Source organism: Salinivibrio sp. IB282 (genome assembly GCF_001995685.1).
GTDB classification, from domain to species: Bacteria; Pseudomonadota; Gammaproteobacteria; order Enterobacterales; family Vibrionaceae; genus Salinivibrio; species Salinivibrio kushneri.
This window is the reverse complement of record NZ_MUET01000046.1, coordinates 1-23,150: the sequence shown is the minus strand read 5'-3', so window position 1 is coordinate 23,150 and position 23,150 is coordinate 1. Positions and strand designations below refer to the sequence as shown.

Sequence of the window (23,150 nt, the reverse complement as noted above, 5' to 3'; positions counted from 1 at the left end):
GGACAGCATATCAGTTGTAGGCTACACAATGCCTATCATAATCATAAGGCAGTGGGAAGTCTCTATTCGACCCTGTGAGTTTGATAACTTAGCAAAACTGCTCAATGCACCATTAGGTGTCCGCACAAACTCACCTGAATATCGTTTTCTCATGAACATGCTTACTAGTGAGGCGGTGAACTTATTAGACTTAATTGATATGTCGGATCAATCGTATAACTGCCTTAAAGCGATTGGTACGCAAGGAGCTACATCTTTAAGAGTATTTCCAATGCTAGATTTAGCGCGAAATATAGTGAGGTCTCGCTCCGCAGGATACAACGTAGTTCGCTATTTGATGCTAAGAATGTACAACAAAACACTAAAGTCTCAGTTTAGTCGTAACCCATGTAATTACTTATCTGGGCTAAGTCTTAAGTATGGTTGTATACCGTTTGATCAAATGCCTTTTTGCACTTCCTTGCCGAGCCACAACCCGAGGTACTGGGATTTGGTAGAAAGTCTAGATACGACGAATAGAGAGCATGAGTTGATGGTAAGGCAAGTCAAGAATAACGTTGAACGTAATGGTATTCTCTATACTCCGATAGCAGATATAGTACATTATGGCGATACTAACAGCTTAATTTCTACCTTTAACCGCAATCTTTATTACACACACACTCACCGACAGTTGATAATGGACAAAGGGCATGTATTCGTAAGAGGATATGAAACTGACACTGCTGAAATTGTCAAAAAGTTACMAGAAAAGTCGTCATCAGGTGTACAAGGTTATACTCAAGCCGTAGAACGTTGGTTGTCGGAAACGTCTCGGAACATTGACGATCCACTAAAAATAAATGCTTTAGTACAGTTATTTAGTAGATCATGTGTAGCTTTAATTTATGGTGCAGCTGGAACAGGAAAGTCGACTATGGTCGACCATATTGCTAACTACTTTAATGACAAAGAAAAACTATTTCTCGCGCATACCAATCCGGCAATTGACAACTTGAAACGAAAGGTCAGTGCACAGAACTCTACTTTCAAAACTATTAGAAGTCACACTTATAGTCAGGACGATACTGCTTACGATGTCCTTATCATTGATGAGTGCAGCACGGTAAGTAATGCTGATTTACTTACAATATTGGAGAATACCTCGTTTGAGTTACTTATTCTTGTCGGTGATAGCTATCAGATTGAATCAATTCAATTTGGTAACTGGTTTTGGGCAATAAATTCTTTTATCCCTAGCGACTCAATATTTGAATTGAAGACACCTTATCGTACAAGTAGCGAATCTTTGTTGGGCTTTTGGAACAAAGTGAGGAATATTGAGGACGATATAGCTGAATGCATGGCTCAGAATGGTTACTCATCCTTGTTGAGTAGTGAACTATTTGAGATAAATGCTTCAGATGAAATAGTACTTTGCCTGAATTATGATGGCCTTTACGGTATAAATAACGTAAACCGTTTCATGCAAAGTAGTAATCAAAACCAAGCATTTGCATGGCGTGAGGCAACTTTTAAAGTTGGGGACCCAATTCTATTCTCTGACACAGATCGGTTTCGTCCAGTAATTTACAATAACCTAAAAGGGCGAATAGAAGCTATAGATCAAGCTCCGGGGTGGATTCAATTTGATGTTTGGTTAGACCGCCCTGTAAGTGAATTTGATGTATATCATATTGAAGATCTAGAATGGATAGCTGATTCTGTAGTGAGGTTTACTGTTTTTGACCTTCCTAGTAGCAGCGATGAGGATGACGACTCACACAACACAACGGTGCCATTCCAAGTAGCCTATGCGGTTTCAATCCACAAAGCACAAGGTTTGGAGTATGAGTCCGTGAAAATTGTCATCACAGATGCGAACGAGGATGATGTTTCTCATAGCATTTTCTATACGGCTGTAACTAGGGCTAGGAAGTACTTAAAAATATTCTGGACACCGGAGACGCAACAAAGCGTGTTAACAAAACTAGATAGGAACACTAACTCTAGAGACGTACATCTTCTGAAAACTCGGTGTGATCTTCAAACTGTTAATTAGCTTTTGCTGGGGAAGTTTATTCCTGCGCAGAACATTCTGATGAAGTTAAGAAGGAAGTAACGGGGTCAGCTCTTGCCTTTTGACTATCATTATTTTTGTATGTCAGAACCAGCTGAGAGTCTAAGTTCGTACTTTGGTTCACAACACGCTTTGGGGCACAGGCTTTTCAGGAGAAAAGCCTGTATCAGCAAGCCTCAGCAGTCTGTTTGCTCTGAGAGCCTCAGAGCGTCTTCCAGTTCCACTCCAAGGGAACGAATAGTGTTATCTAGCTTCGAGTGCCCCAGTAAAACCTGTACCGCTCTGATGTTTTTTGTTTTGGCATAGATCAAGGTTGCTTTAGTACGGCGCATGGAATGAGTGCCATAGTAGTCCGCATTCAATCCAAGTTTTACTGCCCAGTTCCTGATAATCGATCGATAGAATGAGTAGCTGATAGGTTGTCCTTTTCGGCGACCACTTGGAAACAAAAAACTGCTTGCCTCTAAGGATGCCGAGTAGATCCATCGGCTAATACTTTGTTGCGTTCTCGGGGTAATCTCGTAGTGGACGTCGGTGCCAGTTTTTTGCTGGATGCATTGAACCCTTTCATAAATTACACCTTGCGAAGAAACATCATATACATGCAGCCTTAGTAAATCACTTGCCCTTCATTTGCTATCAATGGCTAAGTTCAATAGTGCAAGCTACATTAGGTCGCTTTCAGCTCTAGCCTAGTTCTAATTCGCCAAATTTCTTCCAACTTGAATGGTCGTTTAATGCCGCTGCATTTTCCTGAAGATAACTTTCTCATGTTGACCTCCTCTTCGATATTATTGGTCAACATAAAGTCTGGCTATAAACTGAAACTGTTCCAGCCTGATAGCCATCGATCACGCAGTCGTTCAGGGTGCTCAGAATCATCCGTGGACATAAATGAGCTATCCCCAACTGCCTTAGAACCATCTTTACACCTACTCTTCTAATCCTTCCTATGCTGGCTCTCCACTTCTTCGGCGAGCATGCCGTAGATCACGATCAGGTTATAACTGACCATGCCGAGGACTTGGCCGTTTTCGATTACGGGGGCGCGGCTGATGCCGAAGCGTTCGAATAAACGGGCGCAGTATTTCACATTCATATCGGGGGAGACGCTAAGCGCGGGTTTGGTCATAATTTCATAAACGTTGACCCGTGATGGCGCGCGGTTTTTGGCGAGCACTTTTTTGGCAATGTCGTTCATTAACACAATGCCGAATTCGTCATGCTCATCGCGCTTATTGACGATAATCGCTTTCACTTCTTGTTCGCGTGCAATGCGGATCGCTTCTTCGACCGTGGTGAGCCCATCAATACACACGGCATGGGCATGCATCACATCTCTTACCGTTTTATGTTGTTTCATAACTCGTCCTTCACCACTTCGGTTAATTCTCGCATTTGGTGGGCCACGCCCACGGCATCTTCCACATCAATTTGCACCGCGATGCCACTGCCGGAGGTGGCATCGAACTCGCCTACATCATTAATGGTTTCAAGGATGGTGCGCGCTAAGTGCTCTTCCACCAGGAAGATGGCTACGTCCCGCTGCACATCCAGCGTCAGCCCTAAAAAGGTTTTCTTTTTCACCAAGCCTTCGCCACGCGCGTTGTTAATAATAGTTGCACCGGTGGCGCCGGCTTGTCTGGCGGCATCGAGCACCGCATCGGTTTTGGCATCTTCAATAAACGCCATGATTAATTTGAACCGCATAGGCTCTCCTTACGATGAACGCTGTGCGTGCTTTTTCTGTAAATAGGCTGTGATTTGGGCATAACCCATCACGGTGATCATCGGAAACAAACTGGCAAACGCAATTAAGCCAAACCCATCAAGCATCGGGTTTCTTCCCGGTACGGTGGAGGCTAGCCCCAACCCCAGCGCCGTCACCAAGGGTACGGTGACGGTTGAGGTGGTCACCCCTCCAGAATCATAGGCCAAGGGCACGATAAACGGCGGGGCAAAATAGGTTTGGATCACCACCACCACATAGCCGGTGATGATGTAGTAATGAAGTGGATCGCCCACCACAATGCGATAGCACCCCAAGGCAATCCCCATGGCGACTCCGAGCGCCACCGAGGCGCGCAACCCATTCACCCGAATCGCGCCGCCCGATACTTTGGCCGCTTTGATTGCCACCGCGATTAACGAGGGCTCAGCCACTGTGGTGCTAAAGCCAATCGCCGCGGCAAACAGATACACCCAATAGTAGGCTTGCCAGTTAATCTCGCCGCCTGCTTTAAGCGCTGCGCCAACAAAATCGGGAGCGGTCAGCTGCTCGGCCATCGACGATCCCAGCGGGAATAGCGCCAGCTCCAGCCCCATTAAAAACAGGCTTAAGCCCAAGATCACATAGAAAAAGCCGAGAAAGATCCGTTTAGGGTTGTTGAGCGCTTTGCGCAACACAAACAGCTGAAAGCCAAAGATGATCGCGATAATCGGGATCACATCGCGCACGGTGGAGAAAAAGGTGTCGAGAAACAAAGTGAGTGGATTGTTCATGCCACCACCATGCCGTAGGCCATCACGAAGATCATCGGTGATAGCGAGGCAAAGGCAATCAAGCCAAAGCCATCCACCATGGGGTTACGCCCTTTAATCACGGTTGCTAGCCCCACGCCGAGTGCGGTGACTAGCGGCACCGTGATGGTCGAGGTAGTCACCCCACCCGAGTCGTAGGCAATGCCGATAATACTCGGCGGGGCGACCATGGTCATTGCTACCACCAGCAAATAGCCGCCAATGATTAAACGGTGGATCGGCCAGCCTTTCATAATCCTCACCACCCCCAGCACAATTGCAAAACCGACCGAAAGCGCCACGGTTAGCCGCAGGCCGTTGGCATAGCTGTCTTTGGCCGCTTCGCTGGTGTGTATCATCCCGCCATTGGCCGCCACATCTGCCGCCTCTGCCGCCACCGCGGTGAGTGCGGGTTCGGCAATGGTGGTGCCAAAGCCGAGCAAAAACGCGAACGCAATTAACCACCCTAAACTGCCTTTGTGGGCCAGCGAATGTGCCATGGATTCGCCAATCGGGAATAATCCCATGTCTAAGCCGTATACAAATAAGGTCAGCCCCACGACCACCAGCACCAAGCCAAAAGTAATAGAAATCCAGTTGGGCAGCGGTTGTTGCAGGACAATCACTTGAAAAAAGCCAATCACTAGGATGATGGGTAACAGATCGCGAAAGCTTCCTAGCAATGATTTGAATAACGCTTGCATGTAGGCGACATGACTCCCTGCGTAGTAAAATTTAAAACACACCTTTTATGTGCCTATTTATGTTAGCACTCCCAATTTGGCGTGCGAGGGGCAGAAGAGAAAACTGCGCGATCAAACCGATTTTGATTGCGGTACGTAACAGGATACAAAGCAATCACTTGCGCTAAGTCTAAAACCCTCTTAGCGTTATCTATATCACCCATTACTCGACGTTAGGACATCAGGCATGAAACTGTTAATCACTGGCGGCACTGGCCTGATTGGTCAGGCGTTAATTCCTCGCTTGCTGACCGAGCATCAGGTCACTGTGTTATCGCGCTCCAAGCAAAAGGTCACCCAGTGCTTTGGCGATAAAGTCACGCCGTTAGAGCGCCTTGATGATCTCCCCCACCTGAATGATATTGATGCGGTTATCAATCTGGCGGGCGAGCCGATTGCCGACAAACGCTGGAGTGAGCAACAAAAAGGGATCATCTGCACCAGCCGTTGGGGATTAACGGAAAAATTGGTGGAGAAAATCCATGCCAGCAGCACCCCACCTCACACCTTTATTAGCGGCTCGGCGGTAGGGTATTACGGCGATCAGCAAGATCGCAGCTTTGATGAAACCTTGGTAGTCCATGCCGATGATTTTGCCCAGCATGTGTGTCATCAATGGGAAAAGATTGCCTTGAAAGGCGCATCGCAACAGACGCGGGTGTGCTTGCTGCGCACCGGCGTGGTGTTAAGCGCTGAGGGTGGCGCGCTCAAACGGATGATGCTGCCGTACAAACTCGGGCTGGGCGGCCCAATTGGTAAAGGCCAGCAGTATATGCCGTGGATTCATATTGATGATATGGTCGGCGCGATTATCCACCTGCTCAATACCCCTGAGCTCAAAGGGCCGTTTAACTGCACCGCGCCAGAGCCGGTCACCAATAAACGCTTTAGCCAAGCGCTGGCCAGTGCCTTAAAACGCCCACACGTGTTCTTTGTCCCTACCTTGGCGATTAAAACCATGATGGGTGAAGCCTCGCACTTGCTGCTCGATAGCCAGCGCGCCCTGCCCCATGCCTTGGAGGACGCGGGCTTTGAGTTCCAGCACCCCAAGGTGGAAGAAGCCATGCAGTCTTTGTTTAAGTAGCGGCTTTGTTTTTTCGCACAAGCGGTGTTGCTAGCTAGACGGTGTACACAAAAAAGCGGGTATCAATGCTCTTGATACCCGCTTTGTTATGTGTGAAACGAAGATGCTTACCGCCCCTGTTAACGCCGTTGCGGGTCAATCAGTTTGCGCAACATCGAGGCGACCGTGACAAACACCAGCGCTACCGCCAACACCGGCAACACCGCCCAAAGCTCTGGGTGCAGGCGTATCTCCATTTCAAAGCCCCACTTAAGCAAGCCAACCATCGCCGCTTCTGCGCCCAGCACCGCCATCAAGCCAGACACAAAGGCCATCACGCCATACTCGCTCCATAAGGTACGCTGAATACGAGTGCGGCTCGCGCCCAAGGTGCGATAGAGGTTTATCTCCTGCTGACGCTCGCTCAAGCTAATACGCAGCAAGGTGAGCAGCAGTAACAGGCCGCTGATCACCGCCAGCCCCGCCAACACCGAAAGCGACAAGCCAATTTGACGTAAAATCGATTGAATACGGCTGCTCATGGTGCGCAAATCAAGCAGCGTGACGGTCGGATACTCCCGCGCCAAGCGATTGAGCAAAGGCGTTTGCGATTCATCGAGCCTGAAGCTCACCAGCCAGTTAGCCGGTTTGTCGGCGAGCGTCTCGCGGTCGAAAATAAAGTAGAAGTTAGGCCGCATATTGCGCCACTCTACCTCACGAATCGAGTTCACCGTGGCGGTAAAGTCTTGGCCGGTCACGCTAAAGGTCAGGCTGTCGCCTATCTCAATCTCCAAGCGCTCGGCAATGTCGGCCTCCACTGATACACCATTCTCAGTTGGCCAGTCTCCGGCAATCACCTCATTGTGTGATGGCAAGGTTTCGCGCCAGGTGAAGTTAAGCTCGCGGCGCAAGGCCTCGTCCGCTTCATCACGCTCGGCTTCATCGGTTGGGATCTGGTAACGCTCACCGTTTTTGCCCACCAGCCGGCCACGCACGATTGGGTAGGCATCAGAGCGCATCAAGCTGGCGTCGTCGAGTTCACCCACATAGTCTTGCTGCTCACTCGGGGCGATATTCAGCGCAAACACATTGGGCGCATCGGGCGGCAGCATCCGTCCCCAATCAGCGAGCAAGTCAGTACGCAGCAGCCAGATAATGGCCAAGAGCATAAAGGAGATCGCAAGCGCCCCTAACTGCACGCTGCTAGCCAGTTTATTGCGGGTAATTCGGCTTAAGGCGAGCTTGACCGACGGCGCACGCACCCGTGATTTCACCAACCTAAGCAGCCCTAACCCTGCCAATGCCAGCAAGACGATCATTACCGCCATCGCCCCCAGCACTGTCCATAGCAAGGTGTTGTCAAACGCCCACAGCGCAAGCGCCCCCACCGGTATCGCAATCAAAACAGCCGCGGTGCCACGACGGCGACGTCCGATGGCAGCCTGCGATTGCACGGCGGCCAACGCGGGCGCATCCAGCAGTTTAAGCAGCGGCACCCCCAAGGCTGGCAGCGCCACCAACAGCGCGACACCGGGCGCAAGCACCCAAGGCACCCAGCCATAGCTTGGTAATGGCGAGGGCAGCACATCGGTCAGCGGCAAGCGCAAGAGCACTTCAAGCGTGTAACCTGCCGCTAACCCCACGGCGGTGGCAAGGACAAACAATAAGGTTAACTGCCGTGCCAACCAGCGCCGCACCCATTGCTGGCTAGCGCCGAGGCTTTTTAGCATCGCCACCAAGTCCGCACGGCTTTTGGCATAGTGCTGACAAGTTAAGGTTAACGTCGCCGCGGCCATCACAATCACCAGCACCACGGTTAATGACAAGTACTGACGGCTGCGATCCAGCATATCGCCGGTGCGATCGGAGGTATTTTCATCCACCCAGCGCTCGCCATCTTGCAGCGTATAGCTGGCTTTAGCCGCACTTAGGCTGGGCTCGTCACCGGTTAAAAAGTAGCGGTAACGCACCCGACTGCCTTCACGCACCACGCCCGCAGCCGGCACATCATCGCGATGCATCATCACCGCGGGCATTTGGCTAAAGGGGTTAAATGAGAGCTCCGGCTCAGCGGCCAATGTGCCGCTCACATTTAAATCGAGGTTACCAATCGAGACGGTGTCGCCAGGTTTCACATCCAGCAAACTAAACACCCGCTCAGACAGCCATAGCTCACCGGGTTGAATGCGGCGGTCACCGCCAATCGCTTGGCCGTTTTGCTCCAACACCAAATCGCCGCGCAGCGGGTAAAGGCTGTCCACCGCTTTCACGCTCACAAGCTGCATTTTTTGCTCGCTAAACGCCATGGTGCCAAAGCGGGTTTGGGCAGATACCGTAGCGCCAGCTTGTTTAAACGCCTCAATTTGCTCGGTGTTAAGCGGCTGACGAGTACGCAGCACGGTATCGGCGGCAATCAGATTGCGCCCTTGCTGGGTGAGTACGTTTTCAATGCGATCGGCCAATGCCGATAGCGCAAACACACAGGTGATGATCAGTGCCAGCGCCACCGCTACAGGCCAAATTTGCCCGTGTAACAGTTCGCGCCACGCCCAGCGATTGAGTAGTCCGTTTTTACTCGCCATTCACTCGCTCCTGTAGTTTGCCGCTGTCCATCATCAAGGTACGCTGACAACGCTGTGCCAGCGCCGGATCGTGAGTAACCAACACCAAAGTGGTGCCATGCTTTTCGTTCAGCTCAAATAATAAATCGATGATGGTCGCCGCGGTTTTTTGGTCAAGATTGCCGGTCGGCTCATCGGCAAACAGCACCTGTGGGCGGATAATAAAGGCACGCGCCAAGGCCACCCGTTGTTGCTCCCCGCCAGAGAGTTGCGACGGCAAATGACTTTCGCGTCCTTGCAAGCCCACCGAGGCCAGCAGTTGCTTGGCGCGGGTTTCGTCTTCTTCCTCACCGCGAATGGTGAGCGGCAGCATCACGTTCTCAAGCGCATTCAGTGACGGCACCAGTAAAAAACTTTGGAACACAAACCCCACCGATTCGGCCCGCAGTGCGGCGCGCGCATCTTCATCCAAGGTGGAAAGCTTGTGGCCGAGCAGATCGACCTCGCCTTCACTGGGCGTATCTAATCCTGCAAGCAAAGTCATTAAGGTGGATTTTCCTGCGCCGGACACGCCCATTAATGCAATCGACTCGCCTGCCTCGATTTGTAGCGAGACATCCTGCAGAATGGTAAGCGGCTGTTCGCGTGTCACGACATGTTTTGCAATTTTTTCGGCTCGAATAACAGGAGAGGCCATGTTACGCATCCTTACTTTGTTGTGTTTTTTGTGGGTGAGCAGTGCCAGTGCACAAACGCTCCTTGTCCTTGGTGACAGCTTAAGCGCTGGCTACCAAATGGCGGCTGAACAAGCCTGGCCTGCTAAGCTGCCGCGCGCGCTCAACGACCACGATGTCGAGGTTGAGGTGATTAACGCCAGCATTTCCGGCGATACCACCGCCAATGGCCTGCAGCGTCTGCCGCAATTATTAGAACGCCACCAGCCCGAATGGGTGCTGATTGAACTCGGCGGCAACGATGGCCTACGCGGTTGGCCATTTAATCGTATACGAGACAACCTTAAGCAATTGATCACTCAAACCCGCGCCGCCGATGCCACGCCTTTGTTGGTGCAAATCCAAATCCCGCCTAATTATGGTCAGCGCTATGCACAAGGATTTGCTGATATTTATCCTACACTGGCAGAGCAAACACAAACTCCCTTGCTGCCCTTTTTTATGGAGACTGTGATCCAAAAGCCTGAATGGATGCGTGATGATGGCATTCACCCGATGCCGGCCGCACAACCTTGGATTGCCGATTTTATGGCAGAAAAACTTGCGCCTTACTTGTCTGACGCAACCGAATCATGAATGAGGATCTTATGGACACTGCCTCACCGCTGAATAACGCCATTTTAATCACCGGCTGTTCTACCGGCATCGGCTATGCCTGCGCCAAAGCCTTGCATGAGCAAGGGCACACGGTGATCGCCAGTTGCCGAAAGGCTGACGATGTCAGCCGTTTACAGCAAGAAGGCTTAACCTGCATTCAATTGGATGTGTCAGACACGGCCAGCATCAACCAAGCGGTCGAAACCATCGAGCAAATGACAGGCGGCAAACTCTTTGCACTGTTTAATAACGGCGCTTACGGCCAACCGGGCGCGCTGGAAGATTTGCCCACCGACGCCTTACGCGCTCAGTTTGAGACCAATGTGTTTGGCTGGCACCATTTAACCCAAGCCTTGTTGCCGATGCTGCTTAATTATGGCGAGGGACGCATTGTGCAAAACAGCTCGGTGCTGGGTATCGTGGCATTGAAATACCGTGGCGCCTATAACGCCAGCAAATTTGCCCTCGAAGGTTGGACCGATACCTTGCGCTTAGAGCTTAGCGACACGCCGATTAAGGTAAGCTTGATTGAGCCCGGCCCGATTGAAACCGCGTTTCGTGCCAATGCACTCAGCGCCTTTAAACACTGGGTAGACCCTAATAAAAGCCGCCATCAACAGGCCTACCAAGCCCAACTTGACCGCCTTGCGGCAGACGAAGGTGGCAACAAATATACGTTGCCCGCTGACGCGCTTGTCGCACCACTGACGCATGCCTTGTTCTCGCCTCGCCCCAAAATACGTTATCGCGTGACTCAACCGACAGTGTGGATGGCAATCCTCAAACGGCTCCTTCCCAGCCGCTGGCTGGATCGGGTCTTGCTCAAAGGCGGTTGATGCAACAGCGAAAAAAACGCCAAAAAAGCGTGGTTGCTGTCGCATTTGTCATACGTTTGTCATAGACGAGCGCTAATCTGACCGTCACTGGTGGAAAACGTCCGTTAGAACATTATCCGCCAATAACGCAACACCCTCGATAACAATCATAAAGGAGCCGGCTGATGACCTTGCATCAATTGAACTGGCTCTGCTTGAGCGTCGCTTTGTGCGTGGTGCTCGTGTTGTAACTCGCACTTGTTTTGTAATGACTTCGCTTGCAGACCGACGAAATGAGCCACCCTCCGGTGGCTTTTTCGTTTTTTCTCTTTTTAATCCCTTTCGCCTTTGGTCAGAACCGTAATAACACGCCCAAATACACGCCCAGTTGCTTGAATTTCTGCACGTTTGCCCCCACCCTTAAAGCAAATCCACTTGGTCAGGATCCATGATGAACGCAAACTATATCGTCGAATTAACCGAGCATAATTTTCAGCAGATTCTCGAGTCGTCGTCTCGCACGCCGGTGCTGGTGTACTTTTGGGCAAGCATGATGCCCGAAAGCGTGGAGCTTAAACCCACGGTTGAACAAATTGCTCACGACAGTCACGGCAACTTCACACTGGCGACCATCGATTGCGAAGCGCAGCAGCTGATTGCCGCGCAGTTTGGCGTGCGTGCGCTGCCAACCCTGGCGCTGTTTAAAGACGGTCAACCTGTGGATGGCCTCGCTGGCCCGCAAAATGAAGAAACCGTACGCGAGATGCTGAACAAGCACCTTCCAAGCCCAGAAGATCAAGCGTTCGAGCAAGCGCGTCAGCTTATGGCCGAAGGCAATTACACCGATGCTTTGGTGATTTTAAAGCCGCTGGAAACCAGTCACGGCGATAAGGGTGAGTACAAACTGGCGATGGCGGAATGCTTGGTCGAGACTCATCAGTTTGATGCGGCGCAAGCGCTGCTGGATACCGTGCTGATGCAAGATCAAGATGCCACCTACAAAAGCTTGGTGGCCAAGATTGAGTTACATAACCAAGCGATTGATGCGCCTGAAATCCGCCGTCTTCAAGCTCAACTCGAAGAAAACCCAGACGACGCCAACGTCGCCTATGAGCTGGCAGTGCAGTTCAATCAGATCAATCGCAGTGAAGAAGCGCTTGAGCTGCTGATGAACATTCTTCGCCGCGACATGAATCATGCCGAGGGTGAAGCTAAGAAAACCCTGATGGACATCCTTACCGCGCTCGGCCAAGGCAATGAGGTGGCGTCGCGTTATCGTCGTCAGCTCTATTCGCTGCTTTACTAAATGTTAGTTTGTCACGGGCGATTCATCCCCTGATGCACAACAACTTGAGGGGCTGGCGTCCAACTCGCCTAGCTCACTGTCACCGCGCAGTGCTTCGATAATCGGGCACTGCGCGTCACTATCGCCCGGACAAGCCTGCGCTAAGGCGTGCAGTGTGGTTTTCATTGCCGCCAGTTCTGCCATTTTCTCATCAATCTCTACCAATTTTGTCTCGGCACGCGCTTTGACATCGGCACTGCGTAACGACGGATCGCGCGACAACGCTAACAAATCCGCACTTTCTTCTAAGGTAAACCCCACCAGTCGCGCCCGACGGATCATTTGCAGCTCACTCACGTGCTGCGCGCGATAGTCCCGATAGCCATTCTCCGCCCGATGCGGCGGGGTGATCAGCCCTTTTTGTTCGTAAAAACGAATGGTTTTGCTAGTTAGGCCGGTTTTCTCTGCCACTTGTTGAATTTTCATTTTGCTCGCTTGACCTTCCAGTAGCTATAAGGTTTACAGTTTAGCCTAACGAAAATTGCGACAATCGCCAACATGAATCATGTCAGGCGATAAGGAGAGGCAATGACTACCACCGACACTAATATCACCTACTACACATTGCCGCTTAGTGGTTTAAGCTGCCAAGGCTGTGTGAAAAAAGTGACAAAAGCACTTGAGGGTATCGACGGGATTCGTATTGAAGAGATTGACACCCAGTCAGTGTCGTTAGAAGCCCTGGGTGAGAGCACCGAGTACCCACTTCGCCAGGCGGTCTCCGCGATTGAAGCGCTCGGCTATCAGGTCGGCGAGCATTATCACTTGGCCTTAAGCGGGCTAAACTGCGGCCGCTGTGTGGCCAAAGTCGAAGCGGCACTGGACGAGCAGCCCACGGTGTTTTCTCACTCAGTGAGTAAAACTGAGGCTCATGTGCACACCAGCTTGAGTGCTGATACGCTGATTGAGCTGGTTGACCAGCTCGGCTATCAGGCTGAGCTTGCCACCGACGATAACCAAAACACTGAAACCGGTAGTCACACAGCCTCAGACACGGTCAGTGGGCCAGAGCCAGAGTTAAACGCCAAGCCCAGTGACAGTGCACACAACCGCTCCGCTGCCTCTCACTCTGAACAAGCGCATTCATCCAGCGCTGACACCGCGAAAGCAACCYCCAACGTGAGCCGTCAGCAATACGTTCTATCGGGGATGACCTGTGCCAGCTGTGTAAGCAGTGTGGAAAACGCGATTAGTGGCGTTGATGGCGTGGCCAATGTGAGTGTGAATCTGGCCGAGCGCAGTGCGATTGTAAAAGGCAATGCCTCACCTGATGCTATCGTTGACGCGGTGGAGAACGCTGGCTACGGCGCAGAAAAAGTCGAGGATGATAATGACCGCCGCGAGCGCCAGCAGCACCAACAAGCCGCCGAGTTAAAAAACTTTAAACGCAGTACGATAGCTGGCTTAGGTCTTGGTGGCCCAATTATGGCTTGGGGGATATTCGGTGGCAGCATGACCATTCAATCCAGCCAAGATCAGTGGGCGTGGGGCGCGGTGGCTATCCTTACCCTCTTGCTGCTCGCTACCGGGGGCCGTCATTTCTTCGCCAATGCTTGGCAGGCACTGAAGCACAAACGTGCCACCATGGATACCTTGGTGGCGCTCGGGACAGGGGCAGCATGGCTGTATTCTACCGCCGTCGTCGTGGCACCGGCATTATTCCCTGAACAAGCACGGCATGTGTACTTTGAAGCCTCAGCGATGATCATTGGTTTGATCAGCCTAGGCCATGCGATTGAGGCGCGCGCACGTGCCAACACCTCCAAAGCGCTTGACCAGCTGCTTGATTTGCAGCCGCCCACGGCGCTGGTTATCGAGAACGGCCAGGAGACAGAGCGTCCGCTTGATGAAGTCAAACAAGGGATGACGCTTAGAGTAAAACCGGGGGCGAAAGTGCCGGTAGATGGCGAAGTGGTCGAAGGCAGCAGCTATATTGATGAGTCGATGCTCACAGGTGAGCCCGTGCCGGTCAGCAAACAGCAGGGAGACACGCTGCACGCGGGGACAGTCAACCAAAAAGGGAGCTTGACGTTTAAAGCTACCGGCGTCGGTAGCGATACCATGCTGGCGCGTATTATCGATTTGGTGCGCGAAGCCCAAAGCAGTAAACCCGAGCTGGCCAAGCTTGCCGATCGCATTTCCGCGGTATTTGTGCCCATCGTGGTCGCTATTGCATTGGTTACAGCGGCTATCTGGTATGTTGTCGGCCCTGAGCCGTCGGTCAGCTATATGCTAGTCACCGCCACTACCGTGCTTATTATCGCGTGTCCGTGCGCGCTTGGTCTCGCCACGCCTTTATCGGTGACTGCTGCGGTGGGTCGCGCCGCCGAAGTCGGGGTATTAATTCGTGATGCGGACGCGCTACAAACCGCCGCCAAACTCCACACGATAGTGTTTGATAAAACCGGAACATTGACACGCGGCCAACCCGAAGTCACCCATGTAAAAGCGATTAACGGTGACCAAGAACGTTTAATGGCAATCGCCGCCTCGCTGGAGCAGCATTCTGAGCATCCGCTGGCGCAGGCTATTGTTAATTATGCCAAGGCACAAGATCTCTCACTGCCAACATCAAACGACTTTAATAGCGAATCTGGCAAAGGGATCCAGGCGCAGATCGATGGGGCGCGCTACTTCATTGGCAACCAAGCCTGGATGGACGCACAAGGGATCGAGACGGCCTCCCATCAAAGCGATATCGACGCCATGACTCAGCGTGGCGAGACCGCCATCTATCTTGCCAATACAGACAGTGTGCAAGCGCTGATTGGCGTMAGTGACCCTATTCGTGACGATGCTATTGACGCGGTTGCCAACCTGCAAGCGCAAGGGCTCGAAGTGATCATGCTCTCTGGTGACCACCCTGACACCGCCAATGCCATTGGTCGTCAGCTAGGCATTGATCATGTGATTGCTGGGGTGCTACCCGATGGTAAATCGGAACAAATATATGAAGCAGAACCTCTTTGGGGCCTTTATTTATAACACCTTAGGGATCCCAGTCGCGGCCGGTATCCTCTATCCCTTCACTGGCATGTTGCTCAGCCCGGTGATTGCAGGGGGCGCGATGGCGCTGTCTTCGATTACGGTTGTCACCAACGCCAATCGACTACGTTTTTTCAAAATAAAATCAGACGATAAGTAACAAGGAGCGATAATGAAACGTTTACAATTACTTGCAGCGACAGTGGGCCTGATGAGTGCCTCAGCGATGGCCGCGAGCGGCGTGGTGTATAAATCGCCCAGCTGTGGCTGTTGCGACGATTGGGTTGAGCACATGGCGCAAGCCGGTTTTGAGCTAGAGGTCAAGCCACATGATGATATGGCGTCCATTAAGCAAGAGATGGGCGTACCTGCGGAGATGCAATCGTGCCATACCGCACGTATCAACGGCTATGTGATTGAAGGGCATGTACCAGCCAAAGAGGTGAAAAAGCTACTCGCTACCAATACTGGGTTAGAAGGTCTCGCTGTCGCTGGCATGCCGATCGGCTCGCCAGGCATGGAATATGGCGACCGTCACCAGCCCTACACTGTGATGGCGTTTGATGACGCAGGCAACACGCAAGCCTTCCAGCATTACCCAAAACCATAAACACCCTGCCACTATAACGACAAAACCCCAGCCAAAAGGCTGGGGTTTCTTGTTGGTCGGTGAAGAGGGATTCGAACCCCCGACCCTCTGGTCCCAAACCAGATGCGCTACCAAACTGCGCTATTCACCGTTAATGCTTTTTACGTCAACCAAGTAACCTTAGATCACTCAGTTTTAAAATAATGGTCGGTGAAGAGGGATTCGATGCGACCGGGCTTCCGGCCCCCGACCAAACGCGCTCTCCACTACCTAAATAGTGGTCGGTGAAGAGGGATTCGAACCCCCGACCCTCTGGTCCCAAACCAGATGCGCTACCAAACTGCGCTATTCACCGACATATCTGACAAGTTTTACGAACAGGCATCGAACTTGTCAAGCAGCTTAGTATGCGTTTAAGTGCATCCTCGCTGCTGAAGTCGCCTATCATACTCAAGCACCGAGAAACCTCAAGCCCTAGCGGCTTATTTTTTCATTCAACCGCTCTAAACGGTGAAAGTCGCATCAGTTGCGCGCAGTTTGTGATCAGATCGTTGTTAACAAATGTTGATAATTTGTTCGCCATTTCTCTTGATCCTGATCAGTATTCAACCCGCTTCCTATTGGCATCCTGACCCTACATTAACGGACGCGAGGGTACAGACTATGGACTTTTGGCTTGATCTACTTTTCGGCAACGCCGTGGGCTTGTCATCCATGATTGTCATCATCTGTACATTTGGCCTGATCAGCTTTTTCGGCGGCTATTTTGTCTACAAAGTGATGACTTCCAAACCTCAATAACCTGTTTTATTGCCTACCTATCTTTAAGCAAACTTGCTTAACCTGGAGTTGCATGGTTGGTCACAGAGTGTGGCTCTAGGTTTCTTTTTTTATTTTCGTTTATACTGTCCCCAAATGACTCCACGACGCACATGGCACTGTAGTGATGAGTGATAAAAATGAATTTGAGCTGTTTCGAGAAATGATGTCAGACGTGGCACCCATCAAGCAGGACACGGTTGAGGATCAAACAGGATCGCATCAGCCCACTGAGGCCCAGCTTGCACGCCAACAAGCGGCGCAGAAGCTGGCAAACAGCGATCCTGAATACCTGTCACTCGAGTACGCCCAGATGGTCAAGCCCGACGAGGTGATGGCCTACAAGCGCGATGGCGTACAGGATGGCGTGTTTCGTAAACTACGACTAGGCAAATATGACGTCAACGCCAGGCTCGACCTGCACAAGATGTCATTGGAAAAAGCCCGAGATGAAATTTTACGTTTTTTAAAACAATGCCAGCGTATGGATGTGCGCACCGTGATCATTGTGCATGGAAAAGGCGAGCGTAGTAACCCACAGGCAATGATGAAAAGCTATGTCTGTCAGTGGCTACAACAAATTTCAGATGTGCTCTGCTACCACTCGGCACTGCGTCATCAAGGCGGTACCGGCGCGTTATACGTGATGATCAAAAAAAGCCAAGAGAAAAAGCTAGAAACCCGCGAGCGCCACTTAAGTCACCGCCCCTAAATGCAAAAAGACTGGCGGGCTGCCAGTCTTTTTATTAACGCGTCTGTTTGTTGCCTCTAGCTGCGCCTCACTATTGCAGCGTCACCACCACACGCACTGCCAGCGCAATCAATACCACGCCTGAAAGCTTATCCACCCACGCGCCGTGGTGACGTAGCTTGTCGACAATGGCAGGGCTGGATAACAAAAAGGCGATCAAGGTGTACCAAAGCCCATCAATCAATAATGGTGTCAACACAATCACACTGCGGCTAAATAAATCCGTGCCCACTGCAACAAACTGACTAAACAAGGCAATAAAAAATAGTGCCAGCTTTGGGTTGAGCATCGAGATCATCGCCCCATCGCGTGCCGCCTCGCCTAAACTGGCGGGTTGTCCCGCTTCTAGTTTGGCTGCAACCCCACCCTTACTCAGCAATGATTTCACCCCTAGCCAAGCGAGGTAGCCAGCGCCGGCATAGGCAATGACGGTAAAAAGCAACGGGGATTGTTTAAAGATAACCGCCAACCCTAACATGGTAATGAGCGCGTAGAGGCCTACCCCCAATGCATGCGCCCATGAAGCGACAATGCCATGTAAGCGACTATTGGCAAGGCTATGCTTTGCCATTACCACCAAGCTCGGCCCGGGCGACATCGCCCCAAGCATGCAAACCAAGGCGAGCGACGTCCAAATGGTAAGAGTCATCTGTGTATCCTTCTTATTTATTCGCCAATCGCGGCATAGTGCCCCGCAGTCAAAGACAGCAAATCGTCCGGTGAGAGTTCGATTTCCAGTCCACGCCGCCCGGCACTGACACAAATGGTCTCAAACTGCTGCGCGGAGCTGTCGACAAACGTCGGTAGCCGCTTTTTCTGACCAAGCGGGCTGATCCCTCCGACCAGGTAGCCTGTTGTGCGCTGGGCCACTTGCGGATCGGCCATGGTTGCTTTCTTGCCACCCGCGGCTTTGGCAGCGGCTTTTAGGTTGAGGCTGCCTTTGACGGGGACAACCGCCACCGCTAGCTGCTTGCTGTCACCATTAATACAAAACAATAGTGTTTTGAATACCCTAGCCGGGTCTTGCCCTAACGCTTGGACAGCTTCTTCACCAAAATTAAGGTTATTCGGATCGTGCTGATACTGGTGAACCTCAAACGCAATGCTTTGTTTTTCTGCTAATTTGATTGCAGGCGTCATCGTTTTTGCCACTTGTTTGTAAACCGGTAACTAATGATTACATAAAAAAAGCGGCACCGCATCGGTACCGCTTTTTGTTCTGACAATCTTACAGCCATTTATTTGTAAACGATCTCGCCTTGTGGCGCATAGTCATTAACATCGATTGGGCTGTTGGCTTCCAGATAGTCTTTCAATACTTCTGCATCAACAAAACCTGTGTTGACGTTACCAGGGTGATTAGTCAGTTTTGGATAGCCGTCGCCGCCTGCAGCGTTAAAGCTTGGCACGGTGAAGCGATAGGTTTTATCCATATCAATGGGCTCACCGCCAATCTTCACGTCATGGACTTTACCGTCTTCAACGACCATCGACAGACCCGCAAATTGCGCGTAAGCACCCGAATCAACTGGCTTGGTTCCCACCACATTGAGGTAATCCATCACTTCTTTACCGCTCATGTCGGTATAGGTGACCATATTGCCAAATGGCTGCACTTTGAGCACGTCTTTATAGGTGATGTCACCGGCAATGATAGAGTCACGCACACCGCCTGAGTTCATGACCGCAAAGTCTGCTTTGGCGCGTTCCATATGAGCGGTGGCAATCAGACGACCTAGGTTAGTCTGCTGGAAGCGCACAATGTTGCGATCGCCCACTAACTTGCCGTTGCTCTCGGCAATTTTCACGCTCAGCTTTTCTTGCCCTTTGTCTTGGTAAGGCTTCAAGAAGTCATACAGCGCTTGGTCTTTTTCAATTTCATCTTGAATAAAGACGCGTTTTTTCTCACCATCAACCTTAATTTTCTTCTTCAGGTTCACCGGGATCAGGTCATAGCTAACCAGGCTCAGGTCGCCGTTTTGGAATTCAAATTCCGCTTTACCGACATACTTACCCCATTCGTGAGCTTGCATAATCCACGCGCCATTTTGTTGGTCTGGCGTACATGCATCCCCAGGCTCGAAGCTCTTGTTATACATGTTCGGGCCTTCCATACACACAGGCTCTTGTGAGTGGCCGCCGATGATAAGGTCGAGGTCACCGTCATCCATGTAACGTGCTAGCGCCACATCGCCTGGGGCATTCACGCCGCTCTTACCGTCGGCGTAGTGACCCATATGGGTCGCGGCGATAATGATGTCGGGCTTCTCGGTTTCTTTCAGCTTGGCGATCACTTTTTTCGCTTCGGCTTTCGGGTCGCGGAAATCGAGCGAACCAATGTATTCTGGGTTACCGATTTTGGCCGTGTCTTCGGTGGTCAGACCCACAACCGCAATTTTCAGACCATTACGCTCAAACATCTCGTAAGCCTGATACTTACGCTCACCGGTTTCTTTGTCGTAAATGTTGGCAGAAAGCATCGGGAAGTCAGCCCACTGCATTTGCTGTTCAAGCACGCTAAGCGGATTATCGAACTCGTGGTTACCGATAGCCATCGCATCGTAACCAATTTGGGTCATCCCTTTGAAATCAGGCTCGGCTTGCAGCAAATCTGACTCTGGGACACCCGTGTTGATGTCGCCGCCCGACAGGAGCAGTACTTCGCTGCCTTCCGCTTTGGCTTCTGCGCGCAGATCATCAATCAAGGTTTTACGTGCTGCCATGCCGTATTCGCCATAGCGGTTGTGCCAGAAACGACCGTGGTGATCGTTGGTATGAAGAATGGTGAGTTTATAAGTAGTATCTGGCGCCCAACCTTGCTCTTGTGTCTCTGAACCAGAGTTGGCACAGCCTGCCAATGAGGCAATTAATGCAGCGCTGACCGCTGCCTTCAAACAAAGACGTTCCTTCATGATCATAGACCTTTTTAGCGATGGATAAACCACCATCGACATCATTGTCGGTGGTTATAAAACGCTATCTAGTCTAAAAGAATTGATGCTATGGTGCTGAGTGATTTCATATTTTTGTTGCTGCGATCACCTTACAACGCTTAGGCAAGGCGACTTTGGTGATCGAGACAAAATTTATAGAGTCTGAACTCTAGACAGATCAAAAACGGCGCAGCCTTTGCTTACCTATCTAGACAAGAAAAGACAGCGCCGTGATGTGTCAACCATAACGATTAAGCGCGACGCGCTTGCCACCATCGGCGGCTAATCACCGCAATCAATGCCGACGCGGCGAGGAAGAAACAATAATAAGAGTGGCTAACAATCACCAACGGCGACAAGCCAAAGCTGGCACCGAGGAGCAGGATTTGTGCGCCATAAGGGATCAGGCCTTGTACCACGCAGGAAAAGATATCCAACAAGCTGGCACTGCGTTTGGGCGGCACCGCGTGCTCACTGGCGATGTTTTTCGCCACTTGCCCAGAGACCACAATCGCAACCGTGTTGTTGGCGGTACACAAGTTAGAAAAAGACACTAACAAGGCGATACCAAATTCACTCGCGCGGGAGTGATGCGAGCCACGGTTTTTTTCAAACCGAGCGATCACCCGATTCACCGCCTGGGTCAAAAAGCTCAGCCCACCTTGGCAACGCATCAGCTCGGCGATCCCGCCAATCATCAGCGACAAGACAAAGATTTCTTGCATGCTGGCAAAACCTGCTTTGACCTCTTGGCTGAAGGTCAGCAACGTGAAGTCAGGGGTGCTCATTAACCCCACACACAGCGCCAAGGCAATCCCAGCGGTGAGCACCACAAACACGTTTAATCCCGCCAGCGCCAATACAATGATCGACAAATAGGGTAATACCGCCAGATAGTTAATGCTCTCTGGTGCGTCGACGGGTGCGCTTTGGTTGTTAAATACAAACAGAATAATCGCGGCGATTGCGGCGGGAATGGCTATCCCCACGTTCTCTTTGAACTTGTCACGCATGCTACAGCCTTGTGAGCGCGTCGCAGCGATGGTGGTGTCAGAGATAAAAGAAAGGTTATCACCAAACATCGCCCCGCTTAGCAGCACACCGGCCATCACCGCCGGTGCCTGACCCGTGGCTGTCGCCATATTCAATGCAAAAGGCGCTAATGCGGCGATAGTGCCCATTGAGGTGCCCATTGCCGTTGAGATAAACGCCGCAATCACAAATAGTCCGGGTAAGATCAAGCTTTCTGGGATCAGGGTCAGTCCCAGATTGACCGTGGCCTCTACCCCACCCGTGGCATCGGCGACCGCGGAAAAAGCTCCGGCGAGCAAATAAATCAAGCACATCGCAATAATGTCGCCGTGTCCCATACCGCGAATAAATTGTTCAATAGCGGTGTTCAGGCGCTCACGGCTCAAGCCAATGGCCAGGATCACTGCAGGCAGAATAGCGACGTGCGCAGGAAGCTGATAAAAGGCGTAGTCCGCACCTTCTAGAGTAAAATAAACCCCCGCTCCGATAAAAAGGGTTAAAAATAAAAGTAGCGGGAGAAGTGCGAGCGCCGAGGGCCGCGGTGCGGTGTTTGCTGATGTTGTCATGGCAGTTTTTGTCATACCTCTTTTAAAACTGTGATCAAGATTACAGACCTCTAGCCGTCCAGTCAACAAATGGACGTCTAAACATCTAAATATCTTGATTGCTCGTACTCGATGCTAGACAACGCCTCGCATCAAAAAGGTATTTTAGGCAAACGATACGGTATAAAAACGAAATGATAGCGCGAGAAAATTGAAGGTAGAAATGAGACCGGGACGACGTCGTTTATAGATAAAAAGCCCCCCATCAGGAAAGGATAACCAGGGAGACGGTAATTTACCGTTGATAGGGAGACGGTAATTTACCGTTGATAAAGTGATTTTAATGTTCGTAAGACTCATGCACGTCTGGTTATCGACCGGTTCGGCGATCATGGGCAATGCTAAACCCCTCCCAAATAACGCTTCACATTGATGAGTGTGGACGCGTCGTTTGTCTATCTGGGGGCATGCCCAAACGAAGACACGAAACAAGGTGTGAACTCTAAAAATGTCTAACCCATTCAACATAAAAAGCAAATTACTGGACAATAAGTCAAAGTGTGCTAAAAGCTTTATCTATTTTTCCACGTCACAGGAGTTAAAATGAAAGGGGTAATAAAGAGCTTTGACAACACAAAGCGCGAAGGTCTCATCACCGGTGAAGACGGAGTTGAATATAATCTAACTGTAGTGGCATAGTGAATTTGGCCACCTGATTAGAGGTGTTAATATACGCCTCATCGCATGACAGGTGAAACCATGACCAAACGCACAAGACGTACTTTCAGCGCGGAATTTAAACGTGAAGCCGCCGAGCTTGTTCTCGAACAAAACTACACGATTATCGAAGCAGCTACTGCCATGGGCGTGGGCAAATCCACCATGGATAAGTGGGTAAGGCAACTGAGACAGGAGCAACAAGGCGTTACGCCTCATGCTTCCCCCATCACACAAGAGCAAATTGAAATTCGGGAGCTAAAGAAAAAGCTGGCGCGCCTTGAGGAGCATAATGACATTTTAAAAAAGGCTACCGCTCTCTTGATGTCCGACTCTCTGAAC

General features: G+C 51.1%; 19 protein-coding genes, 2 tRNA genes and 3 pseudogenes. 10 read left to right on the top strand and 14 right to left on the bottom strand.

From position 1 onward, the window contains the following. Positions 1-2,041 (top strand): AAA family ATPase (locus BZG14_RS10360; RefSeq protein ID WP_077608680.1); only part of this gene is annotated, 2,041 nt, incomplete at its 5' end. Positions 2,042-2,235: 194 nt separating this feature from the next. On the opposite strand, the pseudogene BZG14_RS10355 reads toward BZG14_RS10360, so the two are convergent. From BZG14_RS10355 to BZG14_RS10335, 5 genes and pseudogenes are all read right to left on the bottom strand, one after another. Further along, positions 2,236-2,831 (bottom strand): annotated as a pseudogene (locus tag BZG14_RS10355) (tyrosine-type recombinase/integrase). Positions 2,832-2,999: 168 nt separating this feature from the next. Beyond that, a complete protein-coding gene (locus tag BZG14_RS10350) occupies positions 3,000-3,422 on the bottom strand; it encodes a CBS domain-containing protein (RefSeq protein WP_077520243.1) in 423 nt (140 codons plus the stop codon). Next, a complete protein-coding gene (locus BZG14_RS10345) occupies positions 3,419-3,769 on the bottom strand; it encodes a P-II family nitrogen regulator (RefSeq protein WP_025674528.1) in 351 nt (116 codons plus the stop codon). The genes BZG14_RS10350 and BZG14_RS10345 overlap by 4 nt, the downstream gene beginning before the upstream one ends. Before the next feature lie 9 nt (positions 3,770-3,778). Further along, complete coding sequence (locus tag BZG14_RS10340; RefSeq protein WP_069361068.1) at positions 3,779-4,561, bottom strand: DUF1538 domain-containing protein; 783 nt, start codon at positions 4,559-4,561, stop codon at positions 3,779-3,781. Further along, on the bottom strand, positions 4,558-5,283 hold the full coding sequence (locus BZG14_RS10335) for a DUF1538 domain-containing protein (protein ID WP_046073676.1): 726 nt from the start codon (positions 5,281-5,283) through the stop codon (positions 4,558-4,560). Before BZG14_RS10335 ends, BZG14_RS10340 begins: the two co-directional genes overlap by 4 nt. Positions 5,284-5,509: 226 nt before the next feature. Here BZG14_RS10335 and BZG14_RS10330 point away from each other — a divergent pair, with 226 nt between their 5' ends. Continuing rightward, entirely contained in the window at positions 5,510-6,406 is an 897-nt protein-coding gene (locus BZG14_RS10330) for a TIGR01777 family oxidoreductase (RefSeq protein ID WP_077456885.1), read from the top strand. A 119-nt stretch (positions 6,407-6,525) separates the two neighbouring features. Here the strand turns inward: BZG14_RS10330 and BZG14_RS10325 are convergent, their stop codons facing one another. Further along, entirely contained in the window at positions 6,526-8,967 is a 2,442-nt protein-coding gene (locus tag BZG14_RS10325) for an ABC transporter permease (protein WP_077456887.1), read from the bottom strand. Continuing rightward, a complete protein-coding gene (locus BZG14_RS10320; protein ID WP_077456889.1) occupies positions 8,957-9,643 on the bottom strand; it encodes an ABC transporter ATP-binding protein in 687 nt (228 codons plus the stop codon). Before BZG14_RS10320 ends, BZG14_RS10325 begins: the two co-directional genes overlap by 11 nt. Here BZG14_RS10320 and tesA point away from each other — a divergent pair. The 3 genes from tesA (at position 9,642) to BZG14_RS10305 (ending at position 12,398) form a co-directional block, all read left to right on the top strand. Beyond that, positions 9,642-10,256 (top strand): multifunctional acyl-CoA thioesterase I/protease I/lysophospholipase L1, encoded by a 615-nt coding sequence (gene tesA / locus BZG14_RS10315; protein WP_077456891.1) that lies wholly within the window; start codon positions 9,642-9,644, stop codon positions 10,254-10,256. The genes BZG14_RS10320 and tesA overlap by 2 nt on opposite strands. A gap of 29 nt (positions 10,257-10,285) precedes the next feature. Further along, complete coding sequence (locus tag BZG14_RS10310) at positions 10,286-11,113, top strand: SDR family oxidoreductase (RefSeq protein ID WP_077457014.1); 828 nt, start codon at positions 10,286-10,288, stop codon at positions 11,111-11,113. A 430-nt stretch (positions 11,114-11,543) separates the two neighbouring features. Beyond that, on the top strand, positions 11,544-12,398 hold the full coding sequence (locus BZG14_RS10305) for a co-chaperone YbbN (protein ID WP_046073681.1): 855 nt from the start codon (positions 11,544-11,546) through the stop codon (positions 12,396-12,398). 3 nt (positions 12,399-12,401) lie between these two features. Here the strand turns inward: BZG14_RS10305 and cueR are convergent, their stop codons facing one another. Then, positions 12,402-12,863, bottom strand: a complete 462-nt coding sequence (gene cueR, locus BZG14_RS10300) for a Cu(I)-responsive transcriptional regulator (protein WP_077456893.1) — start codon at positions 12,861-12,863, stop codon at positions 12,402-12,404. Positions 12,864-13,034: 171 nt separating this feature from the next. Here cueR and BZG14_RS10295 point away from each other — a divergent pair. Both BZG14_RS10295 and BZG14_RS10290 read left to right on the top strand, forming a co-directional pair. Then, positions 13,035-15,582 (top strand): annotated as a pseudogene (locus BZG14_RS10295) (copper-translocating P-type ATPase). A gap of 12 nt (positions 15,583-15,594) precedes the next feature. After that, complete coding sequence (locus BZG14_RS10290; protein ID WP_046073684.1) at positions 15,595-16,032, top strand: DUF411 domain-containing protein; 438 nt, start codon at positions 15,595-15,597, stop codon at positions 16,030-16,032. A 53-nt stretch (positions 16,033-16,085) separates the two neighbouring features. Here the strand turns inward: BZG14_RS10290 and BZG14_RS10285 are convergent. Together BZG14_RS10285 and BZG14_RS10280 are read right to left on the bottom strand one after the other, a co-directional pair. Further along, positions 16,086-16,162 (bottom strand) — tRNA-Pro (locus BZG14_RS10285). Between the two features lie 127 nt (positions 16,163-16,289). Then, positions 16,290-16,366, bottom strand: a tRNA-Pro gene (locus tag BZG14_RS10280). 308 nt (positions 16,367-16,674) lie between these two features. Here BZG14_RS10280 and BZG14_RS10275 point away from each other — a divergent pair. Then, positions 16,675-16,812 carry a DUF3149 domain-containing protein gene (locus tag BZG14_RS10275; RefSeq protein ID WP_046073685.1) on the top strand — a complete coding sequence of 46 codons (138 nt, stop codon included), beginning with the start codon at positions 16,675-16,677 and terminating at the stop codon, positions 16,810-16,812. Between the two features lie 145 nt (positions 16,813-16,957). Continuing rightward, entirely contained in the window at positions 16,958-17,542 is a 585-nt protein-coding gene (gene smrA, locus BZG14_RS10270) for a DNA endonuclease SmrA (protein WP_077456897.1), read from the top strand. Positions 17,543-17,612: 70 nt separating this feature from the next. Here smrA and BZG14_RS10265 read toward each other — a convergent pair whose 3' ends face one another. From BZG14_RS10265 to BZG14_RS10250, 4 genes are all read right to left on the bottom strand, one after another. Beyond that, positions 17,613-18,230, bottom strand: coding sequence for a LysE family translocator (locus BZG14_RS10265; RefSeq protein WP_077608679.1), 618 nt, complete (start codon positions 18,228-18,230; stop codon positions 17,613-17,615). Positions 18,231-18,247: 17 nt separating this feature from the next. After that, positions 18,248-18,721: a Cys-tRNA(Pro) deacylase gene (gene ybaK / locus BZG14_RS10260; RefSeq protein ID WP_077485376.1), complete on the bottom strand. Its 474-nt coding sequence runs from the start codon at positions 18,719-18,721 to the stop codon at positions 18,248-18,250. 98 nt (positions 18,722-18,819) lie between these two features. Next, the gene (gene ushA / locus BZG14_RS10255; RefSeq protein WP_077457016.1) at positions 18,820-20,493 is read right to left on the bottom strand and encodes a bifunctional UDP-sugar hydrolase/5'-nucleotidase UshA; all 1,674 of its coding nucleotides are present in this window, start codon (positions 20,491-20,493) and stop codon (positions 18,820-18,822) included. Between the two features lie 272 nt (positions 20,494-20,765). Next, entirely contained in the window at positions 20,766-22,112 is a 1,347-nt protein-coding gene (locus tag BZG14_RS10250) for a Na+/H+ antiporter NhaC family protein (protein ID WP_077599565.1), read from the bottom strand. Positions 22,113-22,850: 738 nt separating this feature from the next. Between BZG14_RS10250 and BZG14_RS10245 the strand changes: the two are divergent. Next, positions 22,851-23,150 (top strand): annotated as a pseudogene (locus BZG14_RS10245) (transposase); the annotation flags it as partial.

Excerpts from the sequence above, each read along its gene's own strand:
- BZG14_RS10350 (WP_077520243.1), bottom strand. The coding sequence starts at position 3,422 with ATGAAACAACATAAAACGGTAAGAGATGTGATGCATGCCCATGCCGTG.
- BZG14_RS10345 (WP_025674528.1), bottom strand. The coding sequence starts at position 3,769 with ATGCGGTTCAAATTAATCATGGCGTTTATTGAAGATGCCAAAACCGAT.
- BZG14_RS10340 (WP_069361068.1), bottom strand. The coding sequence starts at position 4,561 with ATGAACAATCCACTCACTTTGTTTCTCGACACCTTTTTCTCCACCGTG.
- BZG14_RS10335 (WP_046073676.1), bottom strand. The coding sequence starts at position 5,283 with ATGCAAGCGTTATTCAAATCATTGCTAGGAAGCTTTCGCGATCTGTTA.
- BZG14_RS10330 (WP_077456885.1), top strand. The coding sequence starts at position 5,510 with ATGAAACTGTTAATCACTGGCGGCACTGGCCTGATTGGTCAGGCGTTA.
- BZG14_RS10325 (WP_077456887.1), bottom strand. The coding sequence starts at position 8,967 with ATGGCGAGTAAAAACGGACTACTCAATCGCTGGGCGTGGCGCGAACTG.
- tesA (WP_077456891.1), top strand. The coding sequence starts at position 9,642 with ATGTTACGCATCCTTACTTTGTTGTGTTTTTTGTGGGTGAGCAGTGCC.
- BZG14_RS10320 (WP_077456889.1), bottom strand. The coding sequence starts at position 9,643 with ATGGCCTCTCCTGTTATTCGAGCCGAAAAAATTGCAAAACATGTCGTG.
- BZG14_RS10305 (WP_046073681.1), top strand. The coding sequence starts at position 11,544 with ATGAACGCAAACTATATCGTCGAATTAACCGAGCATAATTTTCAGCAG.
- cueR (WP_077456893.1), bottom strand. The coding sequence starts at position 12,863 with ATGAAAATTCAACAAGTGGCAGAGAAAACCGGCCTAACTAGCAAAACC.
- BZG14_RS10290 (WP_046073684.1), top strand. The coding sequence starts at position 15,595 with ATGAAACGTTTACAATTACTTGCAGCGACAGTGGGCCTGATGAGTGCC.
- BZG14_RS10275 (WP_046073685.1), top strand. The coding sequence starts at position 16,675 with ATGGACTTTTGGCTTGATCTACTTTTCGGCAACGCCGTGGGCTTGTCA.
- smrA (WP_077456897.1), top strand. The coding sequence starts at position 16,958 with ATGAGTGATAAAAATGAATTTGAGCTGTTTCGAGAAATGATGTCAGAC.
- BZG14_RS10265 (WP_077608679.1), bottom strand. The coding sequence starts at position 18,230 with ATGACTCTTACCATTTGGACGTCGCTCGCCTTGGTTTGCATGCTTGGG.
- ybaK (WP_077485376.1), bottom strand. The coding sequence starts at position 18,721 with ATGACGCCTGCAATCAAATTAGCAGAAAAACAAAGCATTGCGTTTGAG.
- ushA (WP_077457016.1), bottom strand. The coding sequence starts at position 20,493 with ATGAAGGAACGTCTTTGTTTGAAGGCAGCGGTCAGCGCTGCATTAATT.
- BZG14_RS10250 (WP_077599565.1), bottom strand. The coding sequence starts at position 22,112 with ATGACAACATCAGCAAACACCGCACCGCGGCCCTCGGCGCTCGCACTT.